Genomic DNA, 16,970 nt, shown 5'->3' on the forward strand with positions numbered 1-16,970 from the left:
ATGAATATTGATATTACAGGACTTCCATCACCTTGTTATCTTGTTGACGAAAGACTTCTTGTCAAAAACCTTGAGGTCTTAAATTCCGTTCAAGAGCGGACAGGCTGCAGTATCTTGCTCGCTCTTAAGGGATTTTCGATGTTTTCGACCTTTCCTCTGGTTGGCAAATACTTAAAAGGCGTAACCTCCAGTTCGTTGTTCGAAGCACGACTTGGTCGCGAAAAAATGGACAAAGAGGTTCACGTATACGCACCTGCTTATGTTGACAGTGAATTTGATGAGCTATTGGAGTATGTTGACCATATTGTTTTCAACTCCTTTGATCAACTGAAACGCTACAAAAACAGAGTGCAAGGCGTAACTTCCAAAAAAATCGACATCGGCATTCGGGTTAATCCAGAATATTCGGAAATCGAAACGCCGCTGTATGATCCTTGCTACAACAACTCCAGAATGGGTGTGACCCTGGCTAACTTTAGACCTGAGGATCTGGATGGCGTGGACGGTATTCATTTTCATACGATGTGTGAACAGAATTCAGATACGCTAGAGCGCACCATTAAAGTCGTGGATGAGAAATTCGGGCCATACATTAAGAACATGAAATGGCTCAATTTCGGCGGCGGTCACCATATTACCAGAGAAGACTATGATCTGGACACGCTGGTACGCTGTATTCAATATTTTCAGGATAAATATGGTGTGCAGGTTTATCTGGAGCCAGGCGAAGCTATTGCTTTGAATACTGGGTATCTGGTTGCTACCGTATTGGATACGATGAAAAACGGAATGGATATTGCCATTCTGGATACTTCGGCTGAATGTCATATGCCTGATGTGCTGGCTATGCCATATCGCCCGAACATCATTGATGCAGGCCAGCCTGGCGAGTATGCTTACACCTACAGACTTGGTGGACTTACGTGCTTGGCCGGAGATGTGATTGGTGACTATTCCTTTAAAGAGCCATTGAAGCCGGGAGACAAGCTTGTATTCTGCGACATGGCCCATTACACGATGGTCAAAAACCACATGTTCAACGGAGTCAACCTGCCAGCCATCGCCAGCTACAACGACGAAGAAGGCATCAAGGTAATCCGTCAGTTCTCCTACGAGGACTTTAGCTCACGTTTGTCGTAAGACTTACACAGGGGTAAAAGAACTGAGTGCACCAAATGGAATGACTGAACCACAAAAGCCTCGCCCCTTGAGAAAGGGGTGAGGCTTTTTGGCGTAGTTAGGGATTTTTTAGTTTTTATATGTGCCTGTTGCATGTATCCAATACGACAACGGGCATTAAATAATGATTCAATACTTGAAAAGTTATATAAATTTAGTTAGTCTACCTTACAGCTTCAGAAGAGAGTTTATAGTCAAACATTTTTCCTCCGAATTGAAGCCCGAGCGCATTGACGGCTAGGTAGTAATCTTTACCTTGCTCAAGAGTTGCATTTAAAAAATATTGACCATTTTTTGAACTTTTAATGCTTTGACCATTACTATCGAAAAGGGTTAGTTCCAACCAAGAGTCGGGATATCTGTGTCCCTGAATTGTAAAGTGAACTTCGCTTGATTTATTTTCTGCCATTATTTTATATACATCGTAGTTTTCCCACATCCCATGCTTCTCTTCACCGAGGGTTCCAATGACCGCATCACCTATAAAATAATAGTTAGCTTGTTCAAAAGTATCATTTGGCTCTTGTTCATCATATTCAAGTAAAGGGGCAAGAGTTGATTCCTTGGCGGCTGGTACGGAATTTGCTTCTTCGGCTAAAGCGACACTGGCAGAAGTACTTAGCAGAAGTGTAAGACCTAATGAAGCTAACAACGTTTTTTTCATGAGTAAACTACCTCTCTTTTTTGGGATTTATATTCATTTATATGAATATATTAGTAATTTGTTCCAAAATTATTTTTGTATATTATTAACTAGCTAAAATGATATACAAGAAGGAACAGTGTTCCCCTACGAGGATATAGCAGCGTTTGTGTAAGACAATAGGTGTTCAAGAATGTAAAAACGTGGTCCCTGAGGAAGGATCACATTTTTTGTTATACTCCAATTCAGCTTTTAATCTATTTAATCGTAGAAGTAATTTTATAGTCGAACAATTGTCCTAATTCAGCGTTGGGTGTTTCTACTACCAAGTAGTACCATTTACCAGCTTCAAGATTTTTGCCTAAAGAGTATTCACGATCATTTGCGTATCTAATGAAATGTCCGTTACTGTCAGCCAAACCAAGTCTCAGCCATGTGTTGGGATATATGTCTCCTTGAATGTTAAATTGATACCATCCAGACTGAAAAGCTTTAAATTTATAATAATCGGTAGTGTCATAATAACCTGCATAGCCTCCATCAAAGTGTCTTCCTATTTCCCCATAGATGTCAACTCCTGCTAGTATTTCACTGGCTTGATCAAACCAGTCATTAGGCTCTCTGTCGGTCCCATTCCCAGAAAGTTGGATAGGTTCCTTTTGTAATGCGGGTGCTGCTTCTTGAGCGGATGCAACGGCGGTGGATGTGCTTAATAGAAGTGCAAGACCTAGTGTGGAAAAAATCGCTTTTTTCATATTTATGAATTCTTCCCTTCTTTTATTTTGGGATTTATAGAATATGTATAACCAATCCCATCCAGTATTATATAGTATATTCCAATGTATTGGAACGTAAAAAGGATAATAATCAAAAAAATATATTTTTTTGTCACAATTATGTGTTTTTACAAATTTATTCACTAAACTTCGACATAAGAATTGATCAATTTACTTTATACTATAAAGTTCCATCTTAATATGATTTCGTGAAAAGGGGCATCCTATTTTAGGAGTAACAGAAGCTATGTTATACTCCATAATTGGAGGTGAAAAATATATGTTCGATCCGACGGTTTTTGATAATTTAAAAGTGGCCATGGAAAATACAGTATACGATCTGGATAATCTGGATTCACGTATTGACATTACGCAGCGAATCGACAGATTGGAAATGTCCGTGTTGTCACGTGAATTTGCTGTCCAATTCAGACTGAGAGAACACCCGAGTGTGACAGCAGAGATTCAACTGAAGGCGGATTTAAACAACTTGGCTGCGGAAATTTTGGAAATCAAAGATCAAATTCCGGGATGTGTCTTGTTGCTGAGTTTTTACATGGAAATTCGTGAGATTGGGTCACAATGCAGCCGGATTGAAAATATACTGACCGAAATTTGGAAGCCCGATCTTCGACCGGTACAAACGCTTAGTCAGATTTACGGAGAAAAGATGTCTACATACCAAAACAGGATTGAACTCCGATTTTCCAGACAAATTAACGAAGATCAGATGGAAGACATTCCAGAGCTGTTGGAACACATATTGCTGACGCTTATGGAATTAAACAAGGTCTAAAGGGTTAAGGCCCTAATGTAACTGACATTAGTAGACCGACAAGTTATGTTAGAGGAGTTGAAAGTATATGAATGAACTTGAATTCTCTCAAGTGTATGCGATTATGGAAGCTTCTTTTCCTAAAACGGAATGCAGGACATTCGAGTCACAGAGGACTCTGCTTCATCATCCGTGTTATCGTTTACTTACCAAAATGGACGAACAAGGGCAAACAATTGCTTTTTTGGCGGGATGGGAGTTTACAGATTTTCGGTTTGTAGAGCATATTGCCGTAGATTCGGCTATACGAGGTGGCGGGTTAGGTAAAGAGCTTATGAGCAAGTTTATTTCACAGTCCGGTAAACCGGTAGTACTGGAGGTTGAGCCACCCGTGGATGAATGGACTCGGAGAAGAATTGGTTTTTATGAACGTTTAGGGTTTCATCTGAACCATTTTGACTATGTACAGCCCCCTTTAAGAGAAGGACAGGCTGATCTGCGGCTTCAAATAATGAGCTATCCAGGTGCGCTGGCTGAACAGGATTTTGCTCCGTTTAAAGAGATTTTATATGCCGAGGTTTATGGCTTAAATAGGAGACTAGACACTTAGTTGTAATAGATAAAAGTAAAAGGCTCTGCTTACGCCGTATTTCTACGGGAGCAGAGCCTTTGTACTACTAGGCTAAAGGTGCTAGGTGCTTCAATATCGTTAATGTTTTTTCCATCCCATTACAAATTCTTTCTCGTCAGTTTCGGCATCAACAGATTCCGCTTGAATGGTAAATCCATTTTTAGTATAGAAGTTAAATGCTTTCGTGTTCGACTGGTATACCTTTAATTGAATCTCATTATGTTGCTTCTTCACCCAATCTAGTAGTAACTTGCCATAGCCTTTCCTTTGAGAACCAACACGAATAAACAGAGCCGCCAAGTATCCATCCAACATGGAGACGAAGCCGCCAATGCTATGATCATCTTGTATGATTACGTAGTTTTGAGCGAGAGGAAGGTACCTGTTTTCCATCTCGGTAACTTGTGATGCCCAATACTGCGGAGCAATAAAATGATGGGCTTCTATGGAAGCATCTAGCCAGATGGCTGCCAACTCGTTGAGCTCTTCCACATTTGCGGGTCTAATCGACATCGTATCTCCTCTTTCACAGTGCAGTATGTAATCTTATAGATGATGCTGAAATAAAAAAGACCGTCCGAGGACGGTCTTTCTACCCGTGGCGCTTATTTAAAGCTTTGATCCGTATCCCGCGCCTCCGTCAACTCTGTAAATTAGAGAATAACGGACCGGGTAAGGGATACGCTCAACATGTGATTATTGATGTTGACGCACCTCCTTTCCTGATGGACCCATTTTACCATATCTGGTTTGTGATATCCAGTGATTTTCTTATATTTACGGAAATGACTCATAGAAAATATAAGATAAAAATAACTTGATTTTATGTTCTATGGAAGATATAATCTAAATTACCGTGATTGAAAAACATCGGTGTGAATACATAATATGCGGTCGTGGCGGAATTGGCAGACGCGCACGGTTCAGGTCCGTGTGGGCTAACCCCCCGTGGAGGTTCGAGTCCTCTCGACCGCATCATAGCCTAACATTTACAGGTTCTTGGATTGGCTGGATGCCACCAAGAGCCTGTTTTTATATGGTTAAGATGCGCGTACCATTATAACTATTTTATTTATACTGAAATATATATTTAATATAGTCTTTTGCACTCTGATCAATGTCTTCGTCGCTTGCTTGAAACGAGGCTCCGAAGACAGCGAAATAGGGTAATGGTATCGCGCCAACATGCACTGCGCTTGCCTTAAAAGGTGCTATAACTTCATCTACAGTAAAAGAAACGGAACCAGTAGATAAGTAATTTTCTTTTTTATCGCCAATGGACATGGCTATCCCTAGCTTCTTTCCTTCTAACTTATCACCCTTTGAACCATAAGCCCATCCATGGGTAAAAACATCATCGAACCACTTTTTTAATAAAGGAGGGTAACTATACCAATACAAAGGGAATTGAAATATGACATTATCGTATGCTTCAAGTAGCTGTTGTTCTTTCAAAACATCAATGCTCCAGTTTGGATACTCTTTATAAATCTCATGAATTGTAATTTCATTGGTATATTGAAGTAATTCTCGTTTCCATCTGTTATTTACTCTAGAATCTTCGATATTGGGATGAGCTAAAATCACAAGAGTTTTCATCATAAATCACCTTTCTTACGTAACATATTTGCCTTTGTAGATGCTCTATTATTATTCTGTATGCTTCAAAAAAAGTAAATACACACAATAAAGTAAGATAGTTACTTGAAAGTATGCATTGGACTTAAAGTGAAGATATGCGATTATAGAATTAATTAGATAAACGTTGTTATTTTTAGCGTTGAAGAGGTGGTACTATGAAACAATATAATTTAGGCATAGAAGCAACACTTGAGATCATCGGAGGTAAATGGAAATCATTAATCATATGTTTATTAATGTCTGGTAGAAAAAGGACAAGTGAATTACAGCGTAGTATTTCAGGCATTTCTCAAAAGGTTCTTATACAGCAACTTCGCGAACTTGAAAAGGATGGTATCATAGGTAGACATGTGTATAATCAAATGCCTCCAAAAGTGGAGTATTATATAACGGAATATGGAATTACAGCAAATGAAATTATTGACTTAATGTGTTCTTGGGGAAGGGCTAATATCCAAATAAGACAACAGCAAGGAGAAGATGTGATGATGTTAGAAAATGATTCAAAATGAATAGTGGAGTAAAAAAGCGTTGCAGACTATGATGTTTACGGTAGTTTTCTTCGGCTGTCTTCAAGTGTTATGTTATGTGTTGAGCCGCAAGCTGATTTGCTATATAGTTATGACTGGACAACCATTACATCCATATTAAATGAATGCTAAAGTAGGGGGACCCTTGCAATGATTATTAAACCGAAAATCCGTGGTTTTATATGTACGACTGCACATCCTGCAGGATGCGCGGCTCATGTTAACCGTCAGATCAACTACATCAAAGACAGCACATCAATACAAGGAGCTAAAAAGGTGCTTGTGATCGGAGCATCTACTGGATACGGGCTGGCTTCTCGTATTGCTGCGAGCTTCGGTCTGGGAGCGGACACCATAGGGGTATCCTATGAACGTCCCGCATCTGAGGGGCGCACGGCTTCAGCAGGCTGGTATAATACGGTAGCCTTTGAAAGAGCGGCCAGAGCAGCTGGCTACATAGCAGAAAGCATTAATGGAGATGCTTTTTCTCATGAAATTAAGCAGGAGACGTTGAAGCTGGTAAAGGAAAAGCTGGGCAAGGTAGACCTGATTGTATATAGTGTCGCTTCACCGCGACGGACACATCCCGATACAGGTGAGACCTTTAATTCCGTTCTCAAGCCTATCGGACAGTCTTTTTCTAATAAAACAGTGAATACGAATACAGGTGTCGTATCAGAAATTACGCTAGAACCGGCTACGCAGGAGGAAATCGAGAACACCATCACGGTAATGGGTGGCGAAGATTGGTCCTTGTGGCTAAAAGCGTTGGAAGAAGCTGATCTGCTGGCTGAAGGGGTAACCACACTGGCATACTCGTATATTGGTCCCGAAATTACGGAGGCTATCTATCGTAAAGGAACCATTGGCCAAGCTAAAAATGATTTGGAAGCTACAGCACATACTTTAACAAAGCAACTGGAGCGTTATCATGGAAAAGCTTACGTTTCTGTGAATAAAGCTTTGGTTACACAATCCAGTTCGGCTATTCCAGTCGTACCTTTGTATATTTCTTTGCTGTTTAAGGTCATGAAGGAAAAGGGACTGCACGAGGGATGTATTGAGCAGGCACAACGTCTGTTCGAGACGCTATACAGTGGGTCCACTGTGGAAACGGATGAAGAAGGACGCATTCGGCTGGATAACTGGGAAATGAGAGACGATGTGCAGCAGGCTGTCAAAGCAGCTTGGTCCGAAATCACTACAGAAAACGTATCTGAATTGGGTGATCTCGAACAATACCGTCTGGATTTCCTCCAATTATTTGGATTCGGGTTTGATGAAATTGATTATGAATTAGACGTTAATCCAGAGGTTGATACACTTTCATAAGTGATATTTGTAAAACAAAAACGGGTACTCTCAAGCGATACAATTGCTTAAGAGACCCGTTTTTTATGTATATTGGCAAAAAAACAAGTTGCACTCGTTTCACTAACGGCATTTATCGAGAATTAGATGTGGAAAGTGACTTACGGTGCAGCAAGCGAAAAACGGCAATGGTAATGACAATCCCCACAACGCCAAAGACTGCAACAGAAGTCAGGGCCCGATAAGCTTGCCAGCCGAACAAAAAAGCAATACCACTGCCAAACGTTGTACCTGCCAGTAACCCAAGTGCGCAGGCAATATCCGTTCCAAATTTCATAAACATGTTCCTTTCGAATGTATAAATTAAAAAGCAACTTGTACTTTTTCGCTGGACTTGGACACACACTTGTGCGTACAATTAAATAGTAATCGTTTTCAAACGGAATCTATTAATCATTATGGATCATTCTTGTGCAAATTATTCCTTTTTCAGGAGGCTGATGAAATGAATATGAATGAGCAGATCAAGCTGTGGAACGAAGAGGCGCAGGCTAGTAACGCTGATCATCCTCACCGAAAGGTTGAATTGTTTATTGAGGTACAGGATGGAGCACTGGAGTCTGTTGTTCCTTATCTGAACCAACAGGATTATCGTCATGTAACTCTGGTAGAAGATGAGCATACTTCGGCGGCGGCTGGAACAAAAGTGGCTGAGCTGATTCGTGAGGCAGGTTTGACAGTTGATGTAGTCCGCTTACCTCCGAATGCTGTAGGGGATGTCATTGCTGATGAGACCTACATTATGAAAGTGCTGCTGGGTGTGGCGGATAAGAGTCAGGCTGTACTTGCTGTAGGCTCTGGCACGATTCATGATCTGGTTCGCTTCGTATGTTATAAAATGAATCGTCCGTTCTTGTCAGTACCGACGGCTGCTTCGGTGGATGGTTTTACCTCCGCAGGCGCACCACTAATTGTGGATGGCAGCAAGCAGACATTCCAAGCAGTTCCGCCAGAGGCGATCTTTGCTGATTTGTCCGTGCTGGCAAATGCGCCACAGACGATGACTGCGGCCGGTTTTGGCGATATGCTCGGTAAGTTCACCTCACTAGCGGACTGGCATGTTTCCAGAGATTTGGGAAACGAGCCATATTCACCTGTGGCTAATCGCATTACCGAGGAGGCTTTGCGTGCCTGTATAGAACATGTCAATGAGATTGCGGCAGGTAGCAAGGCTGGGGTCGAGGTATTGATGAATGCGCTGATTGCATCCGGTATTTCGATGCTGATGATAGATCATTCTCGTCCAGCGTCAGGGGGAGAGCACCATATTTCCCACCGAATTGAAATGGATTTTATTGCAGAAGGACGCAAGCAAGTTTTGCATGGTGCCAAAGTAGGCGTAGCATCCGCATTGCTGTCTGACCTTTACAGGGATTTAGCAGTTAGTCAGGATGTAGAGGTATTTAAGGTGTATCGGGAATTGCCTACGTCGGAGCAGATGCGTGCATGGCTGGCTCAGGTCGGAGGCCCATCTACCATTGCCGAGCTGGGGGTTACGGAGGAACAGCTTGCTCGTGCATTGCGCACGGCTCATACCTTGCGTGATCGCTACACAGGACTTAAGTATATGAATGAACATCAATTGCTTCGTTCGTAATGTGCAACCTCTACACATTGTCCTTTAGATATTCAGCTACTCATGTGTGGCAAGGAAGGGATAAGCGAATGGGTTTACACCTCCGGCAGCAATACGACGATATCCTGTTCCTGTAACATTTGTATGTACAAATGAACGGTATGCTATAATCGTGGAATATGAACAGGTACACGATATTGCAAGTACGGAGGAAATTATGGCGCCCAAATATATACAAGTTAAACAGGAAATTTTGTCCTGGATTCATTCATCCAAACTGGAACCACAAAGCCAGCTTCCATCTGAGCATGAAATGTCTGAACAATTTGCCGTTAGTCGGCAAACGGTGCGTCAGGCGCTGGGTGAGCTGGTGCAGGAAGGCTGGCTGTTTCGGATGCAGGGCAAGGGGACCTTTGTCGCGACACGGGACAGCAAGCAGCCCGAAGATCCAAAGACGATTGGAGTCATTACAACCTATATATCGGATTATATTTTCCCATCCATTGTACAGGGAATCGAATCCAAATTGAGTCGTCAGGGCTATAAGATGCTGCTGTCAAGCACAGGTAATGACCCTGAGCAAGAGAGTCAGTGCCTGGAAATGCTGTTGAGTCAACCGCTGAGCGGAATTATTATCGAACCGACCAAAAGTGGAGAGCGTAACCCCAATCTGAACTATTATTTAACCGTGGAAAACCGCCAAATCCCTTATTTGATGATCAATGCGCGTTATGAGGAAATGGATGCGCCATGTCTGCGAGTAGATGATGAAAAGGGTGGTTTTTTGGCGGCCGAGCATCTGATTAAGCTGGGACACCGACGCTTGGCCGGATTTTTCAAAACCGATGATATGCAAGGGATTCTTCGTATGAAGGGATTTGTGGCCGCTCACCGCAAATATGGTGTGACACTACACCCGAACGCAGTAACGACTTACCGGACAGAAGAAAAAAATGAGATTCCGCTACAACGTGCGTCGAGGCTATTGGCGATGGAGGCGGGAGAGCGTCCTACTGGATGGGTGACCTATAATGATGAGCTGGCTGTTCGACTCCTGGATATTGTACGTTCGGTGGGCCTGAACATTCCCAATGATCTATCGTTGGTTGGGTTTGATGATTCATTTTTGGCGACAGCAACGGAAATCAAGCTAACGACAATTCGGCATCCAAAGGAAGAATTGGGGTTACGTGCTGCCGATACCATGCTGTCGATGATTGAAGAGAAGGGGTACCATGAAGAAGATCGTCAGTTAATTCTACCGCCTGAGCTCATCGTTCGTGAATCTACGGGGCCTGTCCAGGTCATGCCTGGAGAACACTATCCTGGAAGATCAGTCGGTTTTATTTCTTAACATGTAAGGACAAGTTAGTAAGTATACAGCTTTAACGCTTAATATTTGATGGCATGTTTCTCGTCATACCGAACAGTCTGTTTTCTGGATTGCAGAAATAGGCTGTTTTTGTTATATTTTTTCTGAAAATGAGTACATAAATCTATCTAGAAAATACATAAAAAAGACTAGCTAAGTTGTACGTACAAGCATATAATGAAAGCGTAAACAAGGTTAAAGGGTCGTTAAGACCTTCCTGTAATTTTCCATTTGAAGTTAGTTTCAGTCACCTCCTCCATTGCAGATTTCAGAAATGATAGTAAAAGGTGTGTCTTATACATATTAGAACAATTGAAAAAGGAAGTGGATCTGGCGCTGCTGGGTAAGCATTTTCTGCACAAGCATGGGCGAATGCTTATTATGGTCAAACGAAAAAGGAGGAGGCACAAATGAGCAAGTATACAATTGGTGTCGATTATGGAACGGAGTCCGGCCGTGCGGTCATTGTTGACCTGTCTGACGGAGCTGAAATTGCTACACATGTAACACCTTACCGTCATGGAGTTATGGATGAAGTGCTGCCTGGTAGCGGACGCAAATTGGAAATGGATTGGGCGCTGGAACATCCGGCTGATTATATTGAAGTGCTGACTATTTCTATACCTGCCGTTATGAAGGAGACAGGGATTTCTCCAGACGATATCATCGGGATCGGAATTGATTTTACAGCATGCACGATGCTGCCGATTGACGCGCAGGGACAACCGTTGTGCTTTGACGAGAACCTGAAAGATAACCCGCATAGTTGGGTGAAACTGTGGAAGCATCATGCAGCACAGGATGAAGCGGACCGTTTAAATGCCATTGCCTCGCAGCGAGGAGAGGTGTTTCTGCCCCGCTATGGAGGGAAAATTTCTTCCGAATGGATGATCGCAAAAATTTGGCAAACTCTGAACGAGGCACCAGACATTTATAATCAAACAGACCGCTTTGTAGAAGCGACCGACTGGGTAATTTCCCAGCTCAGTGGGGAACTGAAACGGAATCAGTGTACAGCTGGCTACAAGTCTATTTACCATCATCGCGAGGGTTATCCGGATCGTGAATTTTTCAAAGCGCTCGATCCGCGTTTAGAAAATTTGACGGATACAAAGCTGCGCGGTGAGATTTATGATTTGGGTGCCCGTGCGGGTGGATTAACAGAGGAGATGGCTGCAAAACTCGGACTGAATCCGGGAACGGCAGTAGCGGTAGGCAATGTGGATGCACATGCGGCTGTTCCGGCAGTAGGCGTCGTCACACCAGGCAAGCTGGTGATGGCGATGGGAACTTCCATTTGCCATATGCTCCTCGGTGAGGAAGAAAGAGAAGTAGAGGGGATGTGTGGCGTTGTAGAGAACGGAATTATTCCGGGCTATTACGGGTATGAGGCTGGACAATCGGCGGTAGGAGACATTTTCGCATGGTTTGTGGATCATGCTGTTCCCGGCGAAGTGAAGGAGCAGGCAGTTGCGGAAGGTGTGAACGTCCATGTATGGCTGGAGCGTAAAGCGGCTGAATATAAACCGGGTGAAACCGGGTTGCTGGCGCTGGACTGGTGGAACGGTAACCGTTCTGTGTTGGTTGACACCAACCTGACGGGGCTGATTGTCGGGTATACGTTGCTGACGAAGCCAGAGGAAGTGTATCGTACATTGCTGGAAGCAACTGCGTTCGGAACACGTAAAATTGTCGATGCGTTCCATCATAACGGCGTGCCAGTAGACGTATTGTATGCGTGCGGTGGATTGCCGCAGAAAAATCGTCTTTTAATGCAAATTTATGCAGATGTAACCGGACGTGAGATTAAGGTGGCAGCTTCCACCCAAACTCCTGCATTGGGTGCGGCCATGTTCGCAGCAGTGGCTGCGGGAGCTGAAGCTGGAGGGTACGACGATATCGTCGAAGCAGCGCTTCATATGGCTCGTGTACGGGACGAGAGCTTCAAGCCGATCCCTGAGAACGCGGCCGTGTATGATAAGCTGTACGAGGAATACAGCCGTCTTCACGACTACTTTGGACGTGGAGGCAACCCGGTGATGAAAAAGCTAAAGACCATCAAGGAAGAAGCCAGACGTTCAACTGAAACGGCAAGCATTCATTTTTAAGAAACTGACAAAATATAAGCAAGAAGTATTTAAAACTCTGTTATCTAAAAAGCACAGTACACCGAGGAATCGGCAGACTGTGCTTTTTTTTGCATTTTATATTCTGTGAATTACACGATGTGAAAGTCTCAGTGGATGAAAGATGGTAATGCGTTCCTTTCAAAGACTTTCATGAAAATTACAATCGTTTCGGTTTACGGACATTTTTACTTTTTCAGCATGGCATCAGCAAACAAAATGGATTTTGGAATACGGAAAAACTGTTCCGCCTGATCCTGGAAGGTTTGCGAAGGAACGGTACCCTGATGCAACCATTTCCGAAATGTACCGGGGTGAACGCCAATCCAATGACTCACATCGGTCACCGAAATATCATGTACCATGCACAGACCCGCCAAGATCCGATTTTTAACCGGAGAACGAGTCACAGTCCGTTTCATAAAACGGGACGGCGATGGTTGACAGATGAGTGGTGAACGCCGGACAACCTCTTCATTAAATAGAATATGGTGCGGATAACCAAGTGTATTACACGTCTTTTCCAGATTAGTGTTGCCGGGAATGCGACCTTCATATACCCACGCACTGACACTACGGGAGGAAATGGAAAGCTCCTCGGCAAGTTGGGACAGTTTAATGTCATTAGCCATCAAAACGGCAAGCAAAACGCGATTGCGCACTTGACAGCGTGTTGGTTTACGAAAACGTTTGACACGCACGCCTTTTCCCAAATATTTGCGATTGATCAGAGACCACGCCTGAATGGAATGTTTATCTTGTTGTTTAGGCATATACCCTCCGATTTTTTTTAACCACATACTACTATACCCGAAGGGGGCTTTGCAAGTGACTCCTCTCCTGATTTTCTTTTAATCCCATGGGCTTAACCGGTTTATGGAAAATAAGGTCCATTTGGCCTATAAAAATGGAAGTTTAAGGTGCCGATATATTAAATTGTGACATTTTTTATGGAAATGGAGGTAATATGTTCTTTCTTATGATTGTAAGGATGTACAGAGAGAAAAGTGGGTTTTTGCAGCCCAACATGCAATTTTTTTGACGAGAGAAAGGGAGGTTATACAGTTAGATGATTTGTAAAAAGGTAATGGTATGGTTTCTGACGGCACTTTTGGCAACGAACACTTTGCTGTGCTTGCCTAGTGTGGCAGGAGCGGAAAAACAAGATGTAAAGGACGGAATGCAACTGGACCAAGCAGATTTGGTACAGAAGGAACAGGAGATCACTAATGAAACAGTTTCTTTTGATCCGCCAACTTCTGTAACAAACAGCGTTTATAATGCACTCATGATGAGCTTGGCGGCAACGGTGGAGTATACGTCAATCGTTATCGAACCTGGGGAAACCTATGAATTCGAGAATACAGATACGATCAGTAAGTCCATATATAGCAACGCTTCTCAATCAAAAGGCATTTTGTACGATAGTGTAAGTTACAAAGAGGACGGAGACATCAGCACTGTCCATATGGACTATGGCATTAGCCCCATTGGTGTTCCTGGGGGAGGCACAGCGTTTATTACGAATACAGGAACAGCAGCATTAACCGTAAAAGTAACGGACGTCTTCACCTACAGTACATCGGAGGACCCGGCACTAGAGCGAGTTACGGTCTCTAAAAATGAAAGCTATCGGATTGTGAATGAAGGATGGACTGCCCGTTCGATTCAGCATGATGGGTCAAATGCAGACAATCGCCGTTTTGATTACGCAAAATACAAGGCAGACGGAACTTTATCCGCATCTGATCTTAATAGCATTGCTCATCCCTCTTTGGGTGATGGAGAGGAACTGATTATTACAGGTTCCACTGCCAATGCGGTGACCTTCGGATTTCCATACGGCAAATACAGTATAGAAAGCACCGGCGAGCCGGCTTATGCGCGGGTTACCTTAAATCAGGGGGAAAGCTACCAGTTTATCAATGTGGGAACCCGATTGGATACGGTGGAAAGTGACGGTACATCTAAAGATAAACTTGACTATGTTGTTTATCTGGCAAACGGAACAGAGGCTTCACGCGGCAGCAGCACTACGGCGAAGCCACAGATTGCTGTGGACAGATATGCGGTAGTTACCCAGGTCACTGCAAATCCGGTTACATACGGGGCTCCATATCGCAATTTTATTGCTCGTCCTGTGGGTGGTGATGCAATCAGCCGTGTGGAGCTTGAGGTGGGCAAGAGCTACATTTTCCACAATAATGGTACGCTAATGAATCCGATCTACAATAACTCCAAAAAGGTAGGAAGCTTGTTCGACTATGCTATTTACAAGCCGGATGGAACGGTAAATTCCTCTGGTTTTAACAGCCAGTCTGGTCCCATGATCCCGCCTTCGGGATATGCCATTGTGACTGTGATCGGTCCGAGTCCTATTATCTTTGACTATACAGATGATTTTTCCTGGGAAACGAGTAGCCATCCTGCTTTCTTGCGGGTAACACTTTCGAAAGGTGAAAGTTATGCTTTTACCAATATTAGTGATCATTTGAGGAATCTGCACAGCACAGCCAAAACCGTTAAAGGAAAATTTGATGTAGTCCTGTATAAAGCAGATGATACAGAGCAATCCAGGCGCAATACCGGGAACTCAACCTTTTTGGTTGGTGCAGGTAAAAAGGCCAGTGTAACGGTAACCAGTGACACGCCAATCACGTTTGGTGGTATCTATAGGAGTTTTAAGGCCAGCGAAGATGATAATGGTATCGGGCAAACGACGCTGGAGCCAGGGGATTCGTACATTTTCCGCAATCATGATAGCAAATCGAATTCATTGCGGCATGACAAAAGTAGTGGAAGTGCACGCTTTGATTCGGCAAGCTATCGAGGGCTTCGTTTACTGACATCAGATCATTTCAACAATACAGTGGACCCAGAGATTGTTGCAGGCGGTGAAGCCATTGTCACCAATGTATCCGATCGGCCAATCACCTTTAGTTACAGCAGTAAGGTAGAGGCTATGCTTAACGCACAGGCAGCCTTCCATCGAATTACATTGAAACGCGGTGAAAGCCGGAAATTTATCAATGTAAGCACTTTGGACAAGGCTCTGGATGTCATTTCAGTCAGCGGTATGAAGTGGAATTACATGAATTACAAGGCAGACGGTACGGTGTACAGTCAGGCCAGTGATACGACTCAATTGCCGTTGGTACAGGCTGGTGGATATGCCATTGTAACGACGGTTTCGGATGTGCCAGTGACTTATGGAGCTGTGTTAGGAATATTCGACGTTGAGGATGCTCAGGTGCCGACAGGCAATCAAGTCACTGTCAAGCAGGGAGAAAGCTATGTATTCCATAATACTGGTTCACAGGCTTCCTCATTAACGACAGATGCTTCAAACGAAAGCCGCCTCTACGACTATGCCATATATGAAGAAGGTAGCGGTGTAAATTCCAAGGTGGATAGAGCAGGTATGGATGCTTCTCTACCTGAAATCTCACTTGGAGCCGGAGATACGCTTGTTGTGACTGTCACTTCGCCGCAAGCCGTGACCTTTCATTTCAAGAATGAAATTAAAGCGGAGCCAAGCACAGAACCGGCGTTGTTAAAAACGTCCTTGTCTGGCGGCAAGCAGGAGATATGGATCAATCGCGGAAGTCAGGAGGCCCCTATCGTGACGAATGCGAAGGCGGCTGGTGGAACGTATCAATATACCGTTACGGATCAGGCTGGAAAAGTGATTCGTGAACATAAAGAGGCGATAGATAATCAACAGCAAGTGCCAGCTAATGCAAATATTCATCTTGCCGTAGCTGCAGCTGCTCCTGCTGTTAACTTTGGAGCGCCTTATCGTGTGTTTGCCGTAAAAAATAACGATGACAGCAAGCTGGACGAGCTAATTGAGCTCATAGATAAAGAAGCTGACTTTACGGCAGGCCAACAAGGGAAATATCGGTTTACACCCAAAGAAGACGGGATTTACCGTTTTGCTGTGAAGGAGAAATCAAACTTTGCTGCGCAGCAACCCATTGTAAGCTTGTTTACGGACCCTGATTTTAGTAACCAGCTTGTCTCTTCAACAGAGCAAGCACAAATATATGGTTGGGATTACACGGTCTTAGAGTATGAGATGAAGGCAGGCCAAACGATTTATGTGAAGTTGACAGAAACCAATAGCGGCGCATTACAAACCGTAATTAAGGCAGCACATATGGCGCTTGGTAAGGATACTTCATATGAATATCGAAAAGGGAACCGACTGAATAAAGTTATTTTGTTCACCGGTGATCAAATTCAACTGGATTATGACTTAAACGGAAACGTCATTAGACGGACGAAGAAGGTATTTCCTTTTACAGATTAAAAGGATGTCTTTGCTTCGAAAAAACATAACAGATAGTT

15 protein-coding genes and 1 tRNA gene are annotated in these 16,970 nt (G+C 43.4%); 10 read left to right on the forward strand and 6 right to left on the reverse strand.

Annotation, left to right across the window (positions count from 1 at the left end; genetic code table 11):
- Positions 1-1,140, forward strand: a complete 1,140-nt coding sequence (gene nspC / locus AOU00_RS21415; protein WP_061828641.1) for a carboxynorspermidine decarboxylase — start codon at positions 1-3, stop codon at positions 1,138-1,140.
- 202 nt (positions 1,141-1,342) lie between these two features.
- Here the strand turns inward: nspC and AOU00_RS21420 are convergent, their stop codons facing one another.
- Both AOU00_RS21420 and AOU00_RS21425 read right to left on the reverse strand, forming a co-directional pair.
- Positions 1,343-1,843, reverse strand: a complete 501-nt coding sequence (locus AOU00_RS21420) for a hypothetical protein (protein ID WP_061828640.1) — start codon at positions 1,841-1,843, stop codon at positions 1,343-1,345.
- A gap of 236 nt (positions 1,844-2,079) precedes the next feature.
- On the reverse strand, positions 2,080-2,577 hold the full coding sequence (locus tag AOU00_RS21425; RefSeq protein ID WP_061828639.1) for a hypothetical protein: 498 nt from the start codon (positions 2,575-2,577) through the stop codon (positions 2,080-2,082).
- 301 nt (positions 2,578-2,878) lie between these two features.
- On the opposite strand from AOU00_RS21425, the gene AOU00_RS21430 reads away from it, so the two are divergent.
- Entirely contained in the window at positions 2,879-3,394 is a 516-nt protein-coding gene (locus AOU00_RS21430; protein ID WP_061828694.1) for a hypothetical protein, read from the forward strand.
- A 67-nt stretch (positions 3,395-3,461) separates the two neighbouring features.
- Positions 3,462-3,983: a GNAT family N-acetyltransferase gene (locus AOU00_RS21435; RefSeq protein ID WP_061828638.1), complete on the forward strand. Its 522-nt coding sequence runs from the start codon at positions 3,462-3,464 to the stop codon at positions 3,981-3,983.
- Positions 3,984-4,082: 99 nt separating this feature from the next.
- Here the strand turns inward: AOU00_RS21435 and AOU00_RS21440 are convergent, their stop codons facing one another.
- Entirely contained in the window at positions 4,083-4,517 is a 435-nt protein-coding gene (locus AOU00_RS21440; protein ID WP_061828637.1) for an N-acetyltransferase, read from the reverse strand.
- Positions 4,518-4,894: 377 nt separating this feature from the next.
- Between AOU00_RS21440 and AOU00_RS21445 the strand changes: the two genes are divergently transcribed.
- Positions 4,895-4,979 (forward strand) — tRNA-Leu (locus AOU00_RS21445).
- Between the two features lie 93 nt (positions 4,980-5,072).
- Here the strand turns inward: AOU00_RS21445 and AOU00_RS21450 are convergent.
- Positions 5,073-5,603 (reverse strand): NAD(P)H-dependent oxidoreductase, encoded by a 531-nt coding sequence (locus AOU00_RS21450; protein WP_061828636.1) that lies wholly within the window; start codon positions 5,601-5,603, stop codon positions 5,073-5,075.
- A 197-nt stretch (positions 5,604-5,800) separates the two neighbouring features.
- Between AOU00_RS21450 and AOU00_RS21455 the strand changes: the two genes are divergently transcribed.
- Both AOU00_RS21455 and fabV read left to right on the forward strand, forming a co-directional pair.
- Complete coding sequence (locus AOU00_RS21455) at positions 5,801-6,157, forward strand: winged helix-turn-helix transcriptional regulator (RefSeq protein ID WP_061828635.1); 357 nt, start codon at positions 5,801-5,803, stop codon at positions 6,155-6,157.
- A gap of 168 nt (positions 6,158-6,325) precedes the next feature.
- Positions 6,326-7,507: an enoyl-ACP reductase FabV gene (gene fabV / locus AOU00_RS21460; protein WP_061828634.1), complete on the forward strand. Its 1,182-nt coding sequence runs from the start codon at positions 6,326-6,328 to the stop codon at positions 7,505-7,507.
- A 112-nt stretch (positions 7,508-7,619) separates the two neighbouring features.
- Here fabV and AOU00_RS21465 read toward each other — a convergent pair whose 3' ends face one another.
- Positions 7,620-7,823, reverse strand: coding sequence for a hypothetical protein (locus AOU00_RS21465; RefSeq protein WP_061828633.1), 204 nt, complete (start codon positions 7,821-7,823; stop codon positions 7,620-7,622).
- Between the two features lie 168 nt (positions 7,824-7,991).
- Between AOU00_RS21465 and AOU00_RS21470 the strand changes: the two genes are divergently transcribed.
- The 3 genes from AOU00_RS21470 (at position 7,992) to AOU00_RS21480 (ending at position 12,602) form a co-directional block, all read left to right on the forward strand.
- A complete protein-coding gene (locus AOU00_RS21470; protein ID WP_069291609.1) occupies positions 7,992-9,143 on the forward strand; it encodes a sn-glycerol-1-phosphate dehydrogenase in 1,152 nt (383 codons plus the stop codon).
- Between the two features lie 196 nt (positions 9,144-9,339).
- A complete protein-coding gene (locus AOU00_RS21475) occupies positions 9,340-10,476 on the forward strand; it encodes a GntR family transcriptional regulator (protein WP_069291610.1) in 1,137 nt (378 codons plus the stop codon).
- 428 nt (positions 10,477-10,904) lie between these two features.
- Positions 10,905-12,602, forward strand: a complete 1,698-nt coding sequence (locus AOU00_RS21480) for a ribulokinase (RefSeq protein ID WP_069291611.1) — start codon at positions 10,905-10,907, stop codon at positions 12,600-12,602.
- A 206-nt stretch (positions 12,603-12,808) separates the two neighbouring features.
- On the opposite strand, the gene AOU00_RS21485 is transcribed toward AOU00_RS21480, so the two are convergent.
- Positions 12,809-13,393, reverse strand: a complete 585-nt coding sequence (locus AOU00_RS21485) for a helix-turn-helix domain-containing protein (RefSeq protein ID WP_013370447.1) — start codon at positions 13,391-13,393, stop codon at positions 12,809-12,811.
- 314 nt (positions 13,394-13,707) lie between these two features.
- On the opposite strand from AOU00_RS21485, the gene AOU00_RS21490 reads away from it, so the two are divergent.
- Positions 13,708-16,932, forward strand: coding sequence for a hypothetical protein (locus AOU00_RS21490; protein ID WP_172828308.1), 3,225 nt, complete (start codon positions 13,708-13,710; stop codon positions 16,930-16,932).
- The last annotated feature ends 38 nt before the right edge of the window (positions 16,933-16,970 follow it).

Source organism: Paenibacillus polymyxa, from assembly GCF_001719045.1.
GTDB lineage: Bacteria > Bacillota > Bacilli > Paenibacillales > Paenibacillaceae > Paenibacillus > Paenibacillus polymyxa_B.